The following is a 14,870-nucleotide window of genomic DNA, read 5'->3' on the forward strand; positions in this document are numbered from 1 at the left end:
ATTCACTCCTCCTTGGTCGAGTCGGATGCAATGAGTTCATCGATTCGCGCAATGCGGCCGCGCCACACCTGCTCCAACTCGGTGAGCATGGACGCCACCGATCGCACCGCCGCCACGTCGCCGCTGGCCAGCTGCTCCCGACCGCTGCGCCGCTTGGTCAGCAGGCCGGCCTTCTCCAGTACCGCGACGTGCTTCTGTACCGCCGCGAAGCTCATCTGGTACTTCGCCGCGAGCCCGGAAACCGAGTGCTCCCCCGCCAGCACGCGGCGCATGATGTCGCGCCGGGTCCGATCGGCGAGCGCGAAGAACAGGGCGTCCGCCCGGTCCTCATCGTCTCCGTTCACTCACCCAACATACAACTAATCAGTTGTAGGTTGTCAAGACCCGCGACGACGGCGACGTTCCGAGTACGGAGCCCTCCGCCGAGTGTGCACCTGGGGGCACCTCCCTGCACGAAGCGCTTGGGGGAACGGGGCAAAGGCCCAGGACAGGCGACGACAGCTGCACACTCGGCGGGGCGGGCGCGGGAGGGTGAGCGAACGAGACGGGCTTGTCAGCCGTCGATTCGCTTGGCCCCGAGGTGGGTCTCCAGCAACTGGAGCGCGATCTCCTCGGGATCGCGGCGGACGGACGGGTCGGCCGGCTCGGCGGCCTGCGCCATCATCTCTTCCTCGTCCTCCGGGGTGACCGACTCGGGCGTGGCGGGCGGCGGGCCCGGATCGTCCGGATAGTCGGGTTCCTCGGGCGGCGGGATGTCGTCCGCGCCTGGCCCCGACGGCGACTCGGTCCGCGGGGCGGGCGCGGATGCCGCCTGCTCCTGGCTCGGACGCGAGAATCGCGGCGCGCCGGCCGGTTTCGCCTGCTGCTGGCGGGCGGGCTGAGCGCGCGGAGGAGCATCGGCCGGCGCGGCGGTACCGACCTCGCAGTCGATCGCCCAGTCCACGCCGAACACTTCCCGCAGCGCGTCGCGGATCACGTCGGCGTTGCGCGGCTCCACCAGACGCTTGGCCAGCGGCGCGGAGGCATGGATGAGGATGAGGCGACCGTTCTCCACCGCCCGGACCGTGGCGCCCGAGAGCATCACCTCGACGGTGCGGCTCCGGTCTCGCACCTTCGCCCTGACCTCGGACCACACGGCGCGGACCGCGGTGGCGTCGGGCTGACCGGCCGCTGCGGGCGCGGACACCGGCGGCGCGACCGGCTCGGACGGCACCGGCTCGGGTTCCGCGACGGCCGCCGGTTCCGGTTCGCGCGCAGGCGCCGTCTCGACGGGGGGCGCAACAGGTTCGGGTGCAACGGGTTCGGGCGTGACCGCTTCCTGGACAACGGGCTCGGGAACGACGGGCTCGGCGACAACAGGCTCCGAGACCATAGGTGCCGGGGCAAGCGGTTCCTGGGCCGCGAGGGCGGGCTCCGGCGACTGAGGGGCCGGGACCGGTTCCGACGCCACGGCCGGCGCCTCGACCGGAGCTTCGGCGTAATCCGCGGGCTGCGGCGCACTCGGCTCCGGCGCACCACGTTCGGCCGCCGCGGGGGCGACGACCTCCGGCGGGACCGGCTCGGACCGAACCGGCGGGGCCGGTTCCGGCGACGCCGGTTGAACCGGTTCCGGGTGCCGCTGCTGCGCCGCCGCGCGCTGCGACGGACGCTGGTAGATCGGCTCGGGCTCCGGGGCACTCGGCCGCGCCGCGGGCTCCGCGGGCGCGCTCGATCGCGTTCCGGCGACCGGCTCCGCCACCGGCAGGCCACCCTCGGCCCGCCGTTCGAGCCGCTCCAACCGTTGCAGCACAGCCGATTCCGCATCCGTTGCGGACGGCAGGAGCATCCGGGCGCACATGACCTCGAGCAGCAGCCTGGGTGCCGTGGCCCCCCGCATCTCCCCCAGTCCGGCGTGCAGGACCTCGGCGTAGCGGGCCAGGGTCGCGGGACCGATCCGTTCCGCCTCCTCGCGGATCCGCTCGAGCACGTCCCCTGGGGCGTCGACCAGGCCGCGCTCCCCCGCGTCGGGAACCGCCCGCATCAGGATCAGGTCGCGGATCCGCTCGAGCAGATCCACCGCGAACCGTCGCGGATCGTGGCCGGCGTCCATCACCTTGTCCACGGTGCCGAAGAGCGCGGCGCCGTCGCCGGCGGCGAGTGCATCGACCGCGTCGTCGATGAGCGCGACGTCGGTGACACCGAGCAGGGACAGCGCGCGCTGATAGGTGACGCCCTCGTCGCCCGCTCCGGCCAGCAGCTGGTCGAGCACGCTGAGCGAATCGCGCGGCGATCCGCCGCCCGCGCGGATCACCAGCGGATAGACCGGGGCCTCGACGGCAACGTTCTCCTGCGCGCAGATCTTCTCCAGCAATCCGCGCATGGTCGACGGCGCGAGCAGCCGGAACGGGTAGTGGTGGGTGCGCGACCGGATCGTCGGCAGCACCTTCTCCGGCTCGGTGGTCGCGAAGACGAAGATCAGGTGCTCCGGCGGCTCCTCGACGATCTTGAGGAGCGCGTTGAAGCCCGCGGTGGTGACCATGTGGGCCTCGTCCACGATGAAGATGCGGTACCGGGACTCCGCAGGCGCATAGAACGCCCGGTCACGCAGCTCTCGGGTGTCGTCGACGCCGCCGTGGCTGGCGGCGTCCAGCTCGATCACGTCGAGGTTGCCGGGGCCACCGGGGGCGAGCGCCACGCACGACGAGCACACACCGCACGGGGTGGAGGTCGGACCCTCCACACAGTTCAGCGACCGGGCCAGGATCCGGGCGGACGACGTCTTGCCGCAGCCGCGCGGGCCCGAGAACAGATACGCGTGGTTGATGCGTCCGGCGTCGAGGGCGGTGCTCAGGGGGTCGGTGACGTGCTCCTGCCCCACCACCTCGGCGAAGGTTGCCGGTCGATATTTCCGGTAGAGGGCCACGCGGAGAGGGTACCGGCGAAGGGCGACACCGCGTCGGCGGACCGCCGTCCCCCGGCCTCCGGCGCCGGAACCCGCACCTGCGCGGCGGCCCGGGTGAGCGGAATCCGAAACACAGCCGCAACACATTGGCAGCGCAGGCGAAACCACGACAGACCATCGTCACCACTCGCGTGCGGCCGAGGCCCGCACGCGTGAGGAGAAACCGACGTGCCCGAGACCATCGACGCCGGAGCCACCGCATGGCTGCTGGTGAGCACCGCCCTGGTCCTATTGATGACACCGGGGCTGGCCCTGTTCTACGGCGGCATGGTCCGCTCCAAGGGCGTGCTCAACATGATCATGATGAGTTTCGTCTCGATCGCCCTGGTCACCGTGGTCTGGCTGGTCGTCGGTTACAGCCTCGCCTTCGGTGAGGACATCGGCGGCGGCCTGCTCGGCGGACTCGAGCACCTGGGGATGGCGGACATCACCCCGGCCACCGTGCACAGCGGCGTCCCCGAGTTCCTGTTCGCCACCTTCCAGCTGACCTTCGCGATCCTCACAGCCGCTCTGATCAGCGGTGCGATCGCGGACCGCACCAAGTTCTCCGCGTGGATGGTCTTCGTCCCGATCTGGGCGCTGGCCGTCTACGCGCCGGTCGCGCACTGGGTATGGGGTCCGGACGGCTGGATCGCGCAGCTCGGCGCGCTCGACTACGCGGGCGGCCTGGTGGTCGAGATCGTCTCCGGCGCGTCCGGGCTGGCGCTGGCGCTGGTCCTCGGCCCGCGCATCGGCTTCCGTTCCGAGCCCATGCGACCGCACAACCTGCCGCTTGTGCTGCTCGGCGTCGGACTGCTGTGGTTCGGCTGGTTCGGGTTCAACGCCGGTTCCGCGCTCGCGGCGAACGGCACCGCCGCGGCCGTCTTCCTCAACACCCTGGTCGCGGGCTGCGCGGGCATGCTCGGCTGGCTGCTCGTCGAGCAGAAGCGCGACGGGCACCCCACCACCTTCGGCGCGGCCTCCGGCGTGGTGGCGGGCCTGGTCGCGATCACCCCGTCCTGCGGCTGGGTCACGGTCCTCGGCGCAGCCGTGGTCGGCACCCTCGCCGGCGTCGTCTGCTCCTTCGCGGTGGGCCTCAAGTTCCGTTTCGGCTACGACGACTCGCTCGACGTGGTGGGCGTGCACCTGATCGGCGGCATCGTCGGCACGGTTCTGATCGGCCTGCTCGCCGCCGAGGTGATGACCGGTGGTGCCGAGGGGCTGCTGTACGGCGGCGGGCTCGCCCAGCTCGGCAAGCAGACGCTGGCGGTCGTCGTGGTCGGCCTCTACGCCTTCGGGGTCACCTACGCGCTCGGCAAGGCGATCGACCGGTGGATGGGCTTCCGGGTCAGCCGCGAGGACGAGATCGCCGGCGTCGACCTGGCGTTGCACGCCGAGTCCGCCTACGAGCACGCGGTCCTCGCCCACGGCGGGCCGACCGGGCCGCCGCCGGGGATCTTCTCCCGCGAGCACGACGAGCAGCGTCATCGCCCGGCCGAGCCCGACCCGGACGACGTCACCGACTGAACCGGGACGCGCCGCTTCCGGGTTCGATACGATCCGCCCGGTCCGGATAGGTAGGACCGCAGCAGCCGCCCCTCCCACCCGGAGGCGCCCGCGACCGGACCAGGAACGACGATGACGATGACGACGACGCTCCCCCCGGCCGGGTCGCACCCGGCCGACACCCCGAACACCGACGGATTCGCCGATCGCGCACGCCGCTACGGCCGGTCACTGCATCCCGTCGGGCTCGCCGTCGCACTGCTCTTCTTCTGCTGGTCGCTGACGCCCTCCCTGCTGCCACGCCTGTGGTACCTGCAGGGGGTCGCCACCGGCATCAGCATCGCGACGGGTTACGGGATCGGCTGCCTCGCGGCCTGGGCGGTACGCAGATGCGGCATCTCGCCTCGATACTCCGAGCGGACCAAGCGGATCGGACGATGGACCCTGCTCGGGTTCACGGTGGTTCTCGTCCCGGCCTTCGCGATCCTCGGCGCGGTGTCCCAGCAGGTGGTGCGCGATCTCGTCGGCGTCGAGGAGGAACACGAGGCGAACTACCTTCTGGTGCTGATGATCTCGCTGGGCATCGCGGCGTTGCTGCTCTGGATCGCCCGCGCCTCCAGGAGCGCCACCAACCGGATGGCGGCGTTTGGCCGCCGCTACATGCCCGCACCGATTGCCAGGATCGCGAGCCTTGTCGTCGTGGTCGCCGTCGGCCTGATGATCGTCGACGGCATCGTGTACCAGGGACTCATCGGCCTTGCGAACCGGTCGGCGGCCGCGGCCGATCACAGCACCGCAGTCAACGTGGTCCGACCCGAGATGCCCGAACGCTCAGGATCTCCGGCGTCCGCCGAGCCGTGGGAGAGCCTCGGGCGAGAGGGTCGCACCTTCGTCGCGGGCGGCCCGAGCGCCGAGCAGATCACCGCGGCCACCGGCAGGCCCGCGCGGACGCCGATCCGGGTGTACGTGGGCCGCGAGTCCGCGGAGTCGATCACGGACGCCGCCGATCAGGTCGTCGCGGAACTGGTGCGAACCGGGGCCTTCGACCGCGCGGTGCTGGCCGTCGCCACCGGCACCGGCCGCGGCTGGGTCAACGCCTCGGTGGCGGGCGCCCTCGAGTACACGGCCGACGGCGACTCCGCGATCGCGTCCATGCAGTACTCCTTCCTGCCCAGCGCGTTGTCGTTCATCGCCGACCGGGAGTCACCGAAGGAGGCGGGGCGAGCGCTGTTCGAGGCGGTCTACGCGGAATGGGAATCGCGGCCCGCGGAGAGCCGCCCGAAGCTGCTGGCGTTCGGCGAGAGCCTCGGCTCCTTCGGCGGCCAATCCGCGTTCGCGGGCGCCCAGGACATGCTGGCCCGAACCGACGGCGCCCTGTGGGTGGGTACGCCGAACTTCTCCCCGCAGTGGTCGGGCGTCACCGCGGGCCGCGATCCCGGTTCGCCCGAACGACTTCCGGTGATAGACGGCGGTGCCAACGTCCGGTTCGCCTCGGCCGCACAGGATCTCGAACTCGACGGCCCCTGGGGCATACCCCGGATCGTCTACTGGCAGCACGCGAGCGATCCGATCACCTGGTGGTCGTTCGACCTGTTGCTGAACCGACCGGACTGGCTGCGGGAGCCGCTGGGCCCTGACGTCAATCCGGACATGCGCTGGATCCCGTTCGTCACCTTCTGGCAGGTGACCATGGACATGGTCTTCTCGGCGGACGTGCCGGACGGCCACGGGCACACCTTCCAGGCGGACGCCGTGAACATCTGGGCGGACATCCTCGCGCCCGACGGCTGGACGGCAGCGGACACCGAGAAGGTGCGCGCCGCAATGGCCGAGTAGGCGTGCCGCGCCCTACGGGTGCATGGTGATGGTGTAGCCGGCGTTCAGGTTCGGGAAGCCGGTGTCCACGGTGCTCGCGATGCCGTAGTAGACCCCGTCGTTTCCGGTCATCCGGGTACCGTCGAGGCTCGCGTCGCCCTGGTAGTTGTTGGCCATGAACACGGCCTGGGCGTCGCCGGGCAGCCCGTAGGTGACATCGACGCCGATCCCCCGCGGATCGTTGTTCGTCGCGGTGACGATCTCCGAACTCCACGGCGCGAGAACCGCGCGCGGCCCCTGGATCCACTCGCCGTACGGATTGTCCGAGCCCTGCAGCACCATGGGCTGACCGGTGTTGTTGGTGATCGTCATCGCGATCGTCGGGCCGGTCGTGGGGAGCGTCCCGGCGGACGCCGCAGCGCCGGTGAAGCCGACGGTCGCGGCGGCGAAGGCCAGAGCGAGCGGGGGCAGGGTGGCGATGCGGGCGAGGCGACGGCGACGAACGGTGGCGATGCTCATCATGAATGATCCTGTCCGAGTGGGTGTTTGATAACTCGAGCCGGACCGTTCCGGCGCTGAGACAACTATCACCCGTTTCCGCCTCGGGTTCCGTCCACCGGACGGACCCCACAGCGGATGAATCCGTTGTCCCCCGATCGGGGGACAACGCGTTCGGCCCGGCAGGCGTTACGACGCGGCGGGGGCCGTCAGCGCCGGGAACCAGATGTCCGTCAGGACCTCCGCGGCCTCCTCGGCGGAGACATCGATCGTCCCCAGCATCGCCCACCGTGTGAAGAACCGTTCGAGTTGCGTCACAAGGAGTTCGACGCGCAGCCGGGCCTCGTCGCGCCTGTCTTCCGGCCAGCGCGCGAGGTAGCTCGTCATCGAGTTCGGGAGGGCGAGGATCCCATCCCGGGCGACGGCCTGGAAGTCGGACTCCAGGGCAGTCGCCTCGTCCCAGGCCGGGAGCATCTCTTTGTATTGGTGGAACCACTCGATGGCCCGGGTGATCCAGTCCGTGAACTCGGCGCGCGATCCGGTGTCGAGCACGCGGTCCAGGTCTTGATAGAACGCCAGGGCGCTCGGCGCCATGCCGTCCCCTGCCACCGCCAGCAGGATGTCCACCTTGCCGGGGAAGTGCAGGTAAAAGGTCGCCCGGCTGCAGCCGACCTCGGCGGCGATGTCATCGACCGTCACGGCCGCGTAGCCCCTGGCAGCGAAGAGCCCCCGAGCCGATTCCAACAGCCGGGCTCGGGTCGCCCGCTTCTGCTCGGCTCGGAGCGTGCCACGCCTGTTGCCCGTGCTCGTCGCATTGCTCACTGCATCCACCACCAATCGGAGTTTACTCGCGGCCCATTCAGTCGCCGCAGCGCCAGCAAAGCGACCTTACGTCATTCACTTGACACTCCGTCAGTCAACGCTATTCTATGTCGTAGGTCACACCATGTCGTACATACCGCTATCGTCACAGTCGCGATTCCACCGGCGCACAACCGCGCCGGCCGGGAAGGGACGAGACCGCGGCCCCGGCCCCCGGCAGAAAGAGATCTCCATGCACTCCCCGAACTTGCCCCGCGTCTGCGTCATCGGCGCCGGTCCGTCAGGAATCACCACCGCCAAGCGCCTGAAGGATTACGGCATCCCGTACGACTGCTTCGAGGCCTCCGACGAGGTCGGCGGGAACTGGTATTTCAAGAATCCCAACGGGATGTCGGCCTGCTACCAGAGCCTGCACATCGACACCTCGAAGTGGCGCCTGGCCTTCGAGGACTTCCCGGTGCCCGCCGAATGGCCCGACTTCCCGCACCACTCGCAGCTGTTCCAGTACTTCAAGGACTACGTCGACCACTTCGGCCTGCGGGAGACGATCACGTTCAACACCTCCGTCGAACACGCGGAGCGCGACGACGACGGACTGTGGACGGTCACGCTGTCCAACGGCGAGGCGCGCACCTACGACGCGCTGATCGTCTGCAACGGCCACCATTGGGATCCGAACACCCCGGACTACCCCGGAGAGTTCGACGGCACGCTCATCCACAGCCACGCATACAACGACCCGTTCGACCCGATCGACATGCGCGGCAAGAACGTCGTGGTGGTCGGGATGGGCAACTCCGGCCTCGACATCGCCTCCGAGCTCTCGCAGCGCTTCCTCGCCAAGAAGCTCACGGTCTCCGCCCGCCGCGGGGTCTGGGTGCTGCCGAAGTACCTCAAGGGCACGGCAGGCGACAAGATGACGATGCCCGCCTGGATACCGCGCCCGCTCTCCCTGGCGCTCAAACGGCGCTTCCTGAACAAGAACCTCGGCTCCATGGAGGGCTACGGTCTGCCCAAGCCCGACCACCAGCCCTTCGAGGCGCACCCGTCCGCGAGCGGCGAGTTCCTCGGTAAGGCGGGCTCGGGCGATATCTCGTTCAAACCGGCCATCACCGCGCTGGAGGGCAAGCAGGTGCGCTTCGCCGACGGCAGCACCCTTGACGTGGACGTGATCATCTGCGCCACCGGCTACCACATCAGCTTTCCGTTCTTCACCGATCCGAACCTGTTGCCCGACAGCGAGAACCGCTTCCCGCTGTTCAAGCGGATGATGAAGCCCGACATCGACAACCTGTTCTTCATGGGCCTCGCGCAGCCGATGCCGACCCTGGTGAACTTCGCCGAGCAGCAGAGCAAGCTCGTCGCCGCCTACCTCGCGGGCAAGTACCTGCCCCCGGCACCCAGCGAGATGGGCGCCGTCCTTGCCGCCGACGAGGAGTACTACCTCAAGCCGTACTACAAGTCCCCACGGCACACCATCCAGTGCGAGTTCGATCCCTACGTGCGCAACCTGAAGAAGGAAATCGTCAGCGGCGGCAAGCGCGCCCAGGCCGCAGGCAACACGCTGCCCGTGCCTGCCCGCGCCATGCAGAACGCGTGAGGGAGGAGATCGACATGACACTGACACAGGGATTCTGCGCGGCGGGCTTCGAGCCGGTCCGCGATGCCCTCGAACAGCAGCTGGCGACGGGCGAGGAGCTCGGCGCGTCGGTCTGCGTGACCCTCGACGGGCAGCCGGTCGTCGACGTCTGGGGCGGCTACGCCGACGCGGACCGGACGACGCCGTGGGCCGAGGACACGATCGTCAACGTCTTCTCACTCACCAAGACGATGACGGCGCTGTCCGCGCTGCTCCTGGTCGACCGCGGCGAGCTCGACGTCTACCAGAAGGTCGCGCACTACTGGCCCGAGTTCGCTGCGAACGGCAAGGCGGACATCGAGGTTCGGCACCTGCTCTCGCACACCTCCGGCGTGTCCGGCTGGGAGCGGCCGATCGAACTCGAGGACATCTACGACACCGAGGCCGCCAGCGCCCGGCTGGCCACGCAGGCGCCCTGGTGGGAGCCGGGCACCGCGTCGGGCTACCAGGCGCTGAACTACGGGCACCTCGTCGGCGAGGTGATCCGGCGGGTGGACGGCCGCAGCCTTGGCCGCTTCTTCGCCGAGGAGCTGGCCGGGCCGCTTGGCGCGGACTTCCACATCGGCACCGGCCCCGAGCATTTCGGCCGGATCGCACCGATGATCCCGGCGCCGGCCATCAACTTCGACATGTCCACGCTCGACCAGGACAGCATCCTGGTCAAGTCGGTGACCTGCCCGTGGCTCGACCTGGAGAAGGTCAACACCGCCGAGTGGCGGCAGACGGAGCTCGGCGCCATGAACGGTCACGGCAACGCGCGCTCGGTCGCCCGCCTCCAGTCGCTGATCTCCTGCGGCGGCGAACTGGACGGCACGCGCCTGCTCTCCCAGGCCACCATCGACCTGATCTTCGAGCAGCAGGCCGACGGCGTCGACCTGGCCATCCTGACCCCGCTGCGGTTCGGCATCGGCTACGGTCTCCCCCACCCGGACACCGCCCCGCTGGTGCGCGACGGCCGGGTGTGCTGGTGGGCAGGGTTCGGCGGGTCGATGCTCGTCAACGACCTCGACAACCGGCTCACCTTCGCCTACACGATGAACAAGATGGCGCCGGGGCTGATCGGCTCCGACCGCAGCGATGCCTACCTGCACGCCACCAACGAGGCCGTTCGATCGGCACGAAGCGAGGTCTCCCTGTGAGGGCACTACAGCTCACGGATCCGGGTGTCATCGAGATCCGGGAAGTCCCGGTGCCGGAGATCGGCCCGTCCGACCTGCTGATCCGCGTCGGCGCGGCCGGCATCTGCCACTCCGACCTGCACCTGCTGCACTTCCCGGTGAAGATGCGGGAGGAACCGCTCACCATCGGGCACGAGATCGCGGGCACCATCGAGGCCGTCGGCAGCGAGGTCGACGTGCGGCAGGTCGGCGAGCGCGGGCTCGTCTACCTGTGCTGGTCGTGCGGCGTCTGCCGGGAGTGCATCAGCGGCAACGAGAACGTCTGCCTGGCCGCGGGCCGGACCGCCATGCCGCCGTGCCCCGGGCTCGGCCCGGACGGCGGCATGGCCGAGTACGTCCGGATCCCCGCCCGGTCGTTCGTCCCCATCGGAGACCTGGACTTCCTCCAGGCGGCACCGATGGCGGATGCCGCGCTGACCAGCTACCACGCCATTCGGGGTGCCAAGGAGCACCTGCGTCCCGGCTCGACCGCCGTGGTGATCGGCATCGGTGGGCTCGGGCACGTCGCGGTGCAGATCTTGCGCGCGCTCAGCCCGACCCGGATCGTGGCGGTGGACCTCGGCCAGGATCAGCTGGACCTGGCAAAGCGCTGCGGTGCCGACATCACCCTCGAATCCGGTCCCGACACCGCACGCCAGATCCTCGAGCTGACCGACGGCCGCGGCGCGGACGCGGTGTTCGACTTCGTCGGCGTCGACCCCACCGCCACGATGGCGGTCGAGTCCGTGGCGCCCAACGGCGCGTACCGGATGGTCGGGCTCGGCGGCGGTGTCCCCGGAGTGACGGCCGATCCGGCGGGAGGCCCCGGCTGGCCGTGGGGCGCGTCGGTTCGGAAGTCCTACGGCGGCACCAGGAGTGACCTCGTCGACTCCGTCGCCCTCGCCCAGGCCGGGCTGCTCACCGTCGAGGTGGACCGGTTCGACCTCGCCGACGCCCGAGAGGCGTTCGACCGCCTCGAGGCGGGCAAGATCCGCGGACGAGCGGTGCTGGTTCCGTGACCGGGTACGACACGATCCGAAAGGAAATGCAGTGACGAAGTCTGTTGACCCCCAGGCGTACATCGCCTCCGTGATGGCCGGGCTGACGGGCCCCGGCGGGCGCTTCGAGCTCGGCCTCGAGAACGTGCTCGGGGCCGAGATCCCGGTCATGCGCATCCGCGACCGGGCGCTCGGCGACGTCCTGAGGGCCTCGCTCTCCTACGGAGACCGCGACTACCTGGTCACCGAGGACACCCGGATGAGCTACACCCAGCACGGGGCCGCCGTGGCCGCATTGGCCACCGCACTCCGGGACCGGTACGGCGTCGGCAAGGGCGACCGGATCGGCATCCTCGCCGCGAACACCCCCGAGTGGCTGGTCACCTTCTGGGCGGCCCAGGCTCTCGGCGCTATCGCGGTCGGCTTCAACGCCTGGTGGGCGCCGCAGGAGGTCGAGTACGGCATCGGCCACACCACGCCCACCGTCGTGATCGCCGATGCCAAGCGTGCCGCGGTGCTCGCCGGGCTCGGCACCGATACCACCGTGCTCACCATGGAAGAGGACCTGCCCCGACTGTTCACCGAGTTCGCCGGCGCCGAACTGCCGAACACCGCAGTGGCCGAGGACGATCCGGCGGTGATCCTGTACACCAGCGGGACCAGCGGCCGCCCCAAGGGCGCCGTGCATTCGCACCGTAACGTGCTCGCGACCATCGACTATCACCGGTTCAGCGACGCGCTCGCCGCCGCGTTCACCGGCGGCGACCCGAACTCGGACGCACCCAGCGACCGGCGGTACCTGCTCACCTCCCCGCTGTTCCACATCGCCAGCCTGCACAACCTGGCCGTGCCCCGGCTGGCGACGGGTGGCGCGGTGGTGATCTACCAGGGCTCGTTCGACGTGGACCGGATGCTGCGGCTGGTCGAACGCGAGCGCGTGACCAACTGGGCCGCCGTTCCCACCATGGCCAATCGCCTGCTCGATCACGAGGATCTGTCGCGATACGACCTGTCCTCGGTCACCGCCTTCGCGCTGTCGGCGGCGCCGTCCTCGGCGGCGTTCCAGGACCGCCTGCGCGAGAAGGTACCGTTCGCGCGCAACTCCCTGGTCGACAGCTACGGCCAGACCGAGAGTGCCACCGCGATCTCCGTCGCCACCCCCCTCGATCTCGCGCATTTCCCCGGCACCCTCGGCCGGCCCATCATCGGCGTCGCCGTGGAGGTCCGGGACCCGTTCGGGGAGAAGGTCCCCGACGGGGTGGAGGGCGAGATCTGCGCGCGCAGCCCCTACGTGATGCTCGGCTACTGGGACAACCCCGAGGCCACCGCCGCGGCGATCACCGAGGACCGCTGGCTACGCACCGGCGACTTCGGTGTGATCGAGAACGGCATGGTCCGGCTCACCGGACGACGGTCGGACCTGATCCTGCGCGGCGGCGAGAACGTGTACCCGATGGAGATCGAGCAGTGCCTGGACGAGCACCCCGAGATCCTCGAGTGCGTGGTGATCGGCGTCGATCACCCCGACCTCGGCCAGGAGGTGGCCGCCGTGGTCGTCGCGCGGTCGGAGGACGCCGTCACGGAGGAGGAACTGCGGGCCTTCGCCGGCGAACGCCTAGCCTATTTCAAGGTCCCGGCCCGGTGGCGGATCACCACCTCGCCGTTGCCGCGCAACGCGACCGGCAAGACGATGCGCACCCAGGTGGTCGTCTGATGGCGCCCCGGTCTGCAATAGACGTTCGAGAATGGAGTGGTCTGCGATGAGCTACGACGTGATCATCAAGAACGGCCGGTGGTTCGACGGCACCGGCGCACGGTCCGAGACCAGGAACCTCGGCATCCGCGACGGGCGGGTGGCCGCCGTGTCGGTCGACGCACTCGACGAGGCTGACTGCCCGCAGGTGGTCGACGCCGCCGGGAAGTGGGTCATCCCGGGCATGGTCGACATCCACACCCACTACGACGTCGAGGTCATCCTGAGTCCGGGACTCAAGGAGTCGGTGCGGCACGGCGTCACCTCGATCTTCCTGGGGTCGTGCTCGCTGTCGGCGGTCCATGCCGGCCCCTCCGACGCGGGCGACCTGTTCGGCCGGGTCGAGGCCATCCCGCGTAAACACGTGGTCGACACGCTCACCGAGTCCAAGACCTGGACCTCGGCGCACGAGTACGTCGAGGCGATCGAGGCGCTGCCCTTGGGCCCGAACGTGGCCTCCTTCATCGGCCATTCGGACATCCGTGCCGCGCAGATGGGCCTGGACCGGGCGACCCGCAAGGACGTCAAGCCCACCCCAGCCGAGCTCGACGCGATGGCGGCCAAACTCGAGGAGGCGCTCGACGCCGGCTTCATCGGCATGTCCTCGCAGGAACTGCTGTTCGACAAGCTCGACGGCGAGGTCTGCCGGTCCCGGACCCTGCCCTCGACGTACTCGACCCGGCAGGAACGTCGCAGGCTCAGTGGGATCCTGCGGCGCCGGGGCAGGGCATTGCAGGCAGGCCCGGACGTCGGCCGCCCGCAGTCCATGGTCGCGTTGGCGCTGAGCAGCGTGGGGCTCTTCCGTCGCCCCTTGAAGGTGAGCCTGCTCTCGGCCGCCGATGTCAAGGCGATACCGGCTGTGGCGCATGTCTTCCCGGCGATGGCACGGGCCGTCAACGGTATGCGCGGCGACTTCCGGTGGCAGCACCTGCCCGTCCCGTTCGAGGTGTACTCCGACGGCATCGACCTGCCGGTCTTCGAGGAGTTCGGTTCCGGCGCCGCGGCATTGGACCTGTCGAACCAGCTCGAGGCGCGCAGCGCGCTGCTGGCCGACGAGTCCTACCGCCGCCGGTTCCGCAAGGACTACGACAAGAAGTACGGGCCCCGGGTCTGGCACCGCGACTTCTTCGACGCCGAGATCGTCGAGTGCCCGGACGAATCCGTGATCGGCAAGACCTTCGGACAGGTCGGAGTCGACCGGGGCGGAGTGCACCCGGTGGACGCCTTCCTTGACCTGGTGGTCGAGCACGGCACCAAGGTCCGGTGGCGCACCACGATCTCGAACCACCGCCCCGAGGTGCTCAACAAGTTCGCTTCCGATCCCGGTGTCCAGCTTGGCTTCTCCGATGCCGGCGCGCACCTGCGCAACATGGCCTTCTACAACTTCGGCCTCCGCCTGCTGCGTCGCGTCCGCGACGCCGAGCAGGCAGGGACACCGATCATGTCCGTGGAGCAGGCGGTGCACCGGCTCACCGGCGAACTCGCCGACTGGTACCAACTCGACGCCGGACACCTGCGCGAGGGTGACCGGGCCGATGTGGTGGTGATCGACCCGGCGCATCTCGACGCCTCGCTCGACGCCTATGCCGAATGCCCGGTCCCGGAGTACGACGGACTCTCCAGGATGGTCAACCGGAACGACGACGCGGTGTCCGCGGTGTTCGTCGGCGGCGAATGCGTGGTCCGAGAAGGGGAACCGACTCCGGTTCTCGGGACCCGTCGCACGGGGCGGTTCCTGCGAGCGGGCGAAAAATGAGCAACC

11 protein-coding genes are annotated in these 14,870 nt (G+C 69.7%); 7 read left to right on the forward strand and 4 right to left on the reverse strand.

Annotation, left to right across the window (positions count from 1 at the left end; translation table 11 throughout):
- Positions 1 to 2: 2 nt before the first annotated feature.
- Both C8K38_RS19540 and C8K38_RS19545 read right to left on the reverse strand, forming a co-directional pair.
- On the reverse strand, positions 3 to 344 hold the full coding sequence (locus C8K38_RS19540; RefSeq protein WP_077043144.1) for an ArsR/SmtB family transcription factor: 342 nt from the start codon (positions 342 to 344) through the stop codon (positions 3 to 5).
- A 209-nt stretch (positions 345 to 553) separates the two neighbouring features.
- Positions 554 to 2,902: a DNA polymerase III subunits gamma/tau gene (locus tag C8K38_RS19545; protein ID WP_097213077.1), complete on the reverse strand. Its 2,349-nt coding sequence runs from the start codon at positions 2,900 to 2,902 to the stop codon at positions 554 to 556.
- 207 nt (positions 2,903 to 3,109) lie between these two features.
- Between C8K38_RS19545 and C8K38_RS19550 the strand changes: the two genes are divergently transcribed.
- Both C8K38_RS19550 and C8K38_RS19555 read left to right on the forward strand, forming a co-directional pair.
- Positions 3,110 to 4,447: an ammonium transporter gene (locus C8K38_RS19550; RefSeq protein ID WP_097213078.1), complete on the forward strand. Its 1,338-nt coding sequence runs from the start codon at positions 3,110 to 3,112 to the stop codon at positions 4,445 to 4,447.
- Positions 4,448 to 4,564: 117 nt separating this feature from the next.
- Positions 4,565 to 6,262: an alpha/beta hydrolase gene (locus C8K38_RS19555; protein ID WP_179800641.1), complete on the forward strand. Its 1,698-nt coding sequence runs from the start codon at positions 4,565 to 4,567 to the stop codon at positions 6,260 to 6,262.
- Between the two features lie 12 nt (positions 6,263 to 6,274).
- Here the strand turns inward: C8K38_RS19555 and C8K38_RS19560 are convergent, their stop codons facing one another.
- Positions 6,275 to 6,760, reverse strand: a complete 486-nt coding sequence (locus C8K38_RS19560; protein ID WP_097213149.1) for a hypothetical protein — start codon at positions 6,758 to 6,760, stop codon at positions 6,275 to 6,277.
- Between the two features lie 168 nt (positions 6,761 to 6,928).
- Positions 6,929 to 7,573, reverse strand: a complete 645-nt coding sequence (locus C8K38_RS19565; RefSeq protein ID WP_257017615.1) for a TetR/AcrR family transcriptional regulator — start codon at positions 7,571 to 7,573, stop codon at positions 6,929 to 6,931.
- Between the two features lie 220 nt (positions 7,574 to 7,793).
- On the opposite strand from C8K38_RS19565, the gene C8K38_RS19570 reads away from it, so the two are divergent.
- From C8K38_RS19570 to C8K38_RS19590, 5 genes are read left to right on the forward strand one after another with little or no spacing between them, the layout of a single operon-like run.
- On the forward strand, positions 7,794 to 9,161 hold the full coding sequence (locus C8K38_RS19570; RefSeq protein ID WP_097213080.1) for a flavin-containing monooxygenase: 1,368 nt from the start codon (positions 7,794 to 7,796) through the stop codon (positions 9,159 to 9,161).
- Between the two features lie 14 nt (positions 9,162 to 9,175).
- Complete coding sequence (locus C8K38_RS19575) at positions 9,176 to 10,339, forward strand: serine hydrolase domain-containing protein (protein ID WP_097213081.1); 1,164 nt, start codon at positions 9,176 to 9,178, stop codon at positions 10,337 to 10,339.
- Positions 10,336 to 11,376 (forward strand): NAD(P)-dependent alcohol dehydrogenase, encoded by a 1,041-nt coding sequence (locus tag C8K38_RS19580; RefSeq protein WP_097213082.1) that lies wholly within the window; start codon positions 10,336 to 10,338, stop codon positions 11,374 to 11,376. Before C8K38_RS19575 ends, C8K38_RS19580 begins: the two co-directional genes overlap by 4 nt.
- A gap of 31 nt (positions 11,377 to 11,407) precedes the next feature.
- Entirely contained in the window at positions 11,408 to 13,069 is a 1,662-nt protein-coding gene (locus C8K38_RS19585) for a class I adenylate-forming enzyme family protein (RefSeq protein ID WP_097213083.1), read from the forward strand.
- Between the two features lie 46 nt (positions 13,070 to 13,115).
- Positions 13,116 to 14,864 (forward strand): N-acyl-D-amino-acid deacylase family protein, encoded by a 1,749-nt coding sequence (locus C8K38_RS19590; RefSeq protein WP_097213084.1) that lies wholly within the window; start codon positions 13,116 to 13,118, stop codon positions 14,862 to 14,864.
- Positions 14,865 to 14,870 lie beyond the last annotated feature (6 nt).

It is taken from the genome of Rhodococcus sp. OK611 (genome assembly GCF_003050885.1).
Classification (GTDB): Bacteria; Actinomycetota; Actinomycetes; order Mycobacteriales; family Mycobacteriaceae; genus Rhodococcus_G; species Rhodococcus_G oryzae.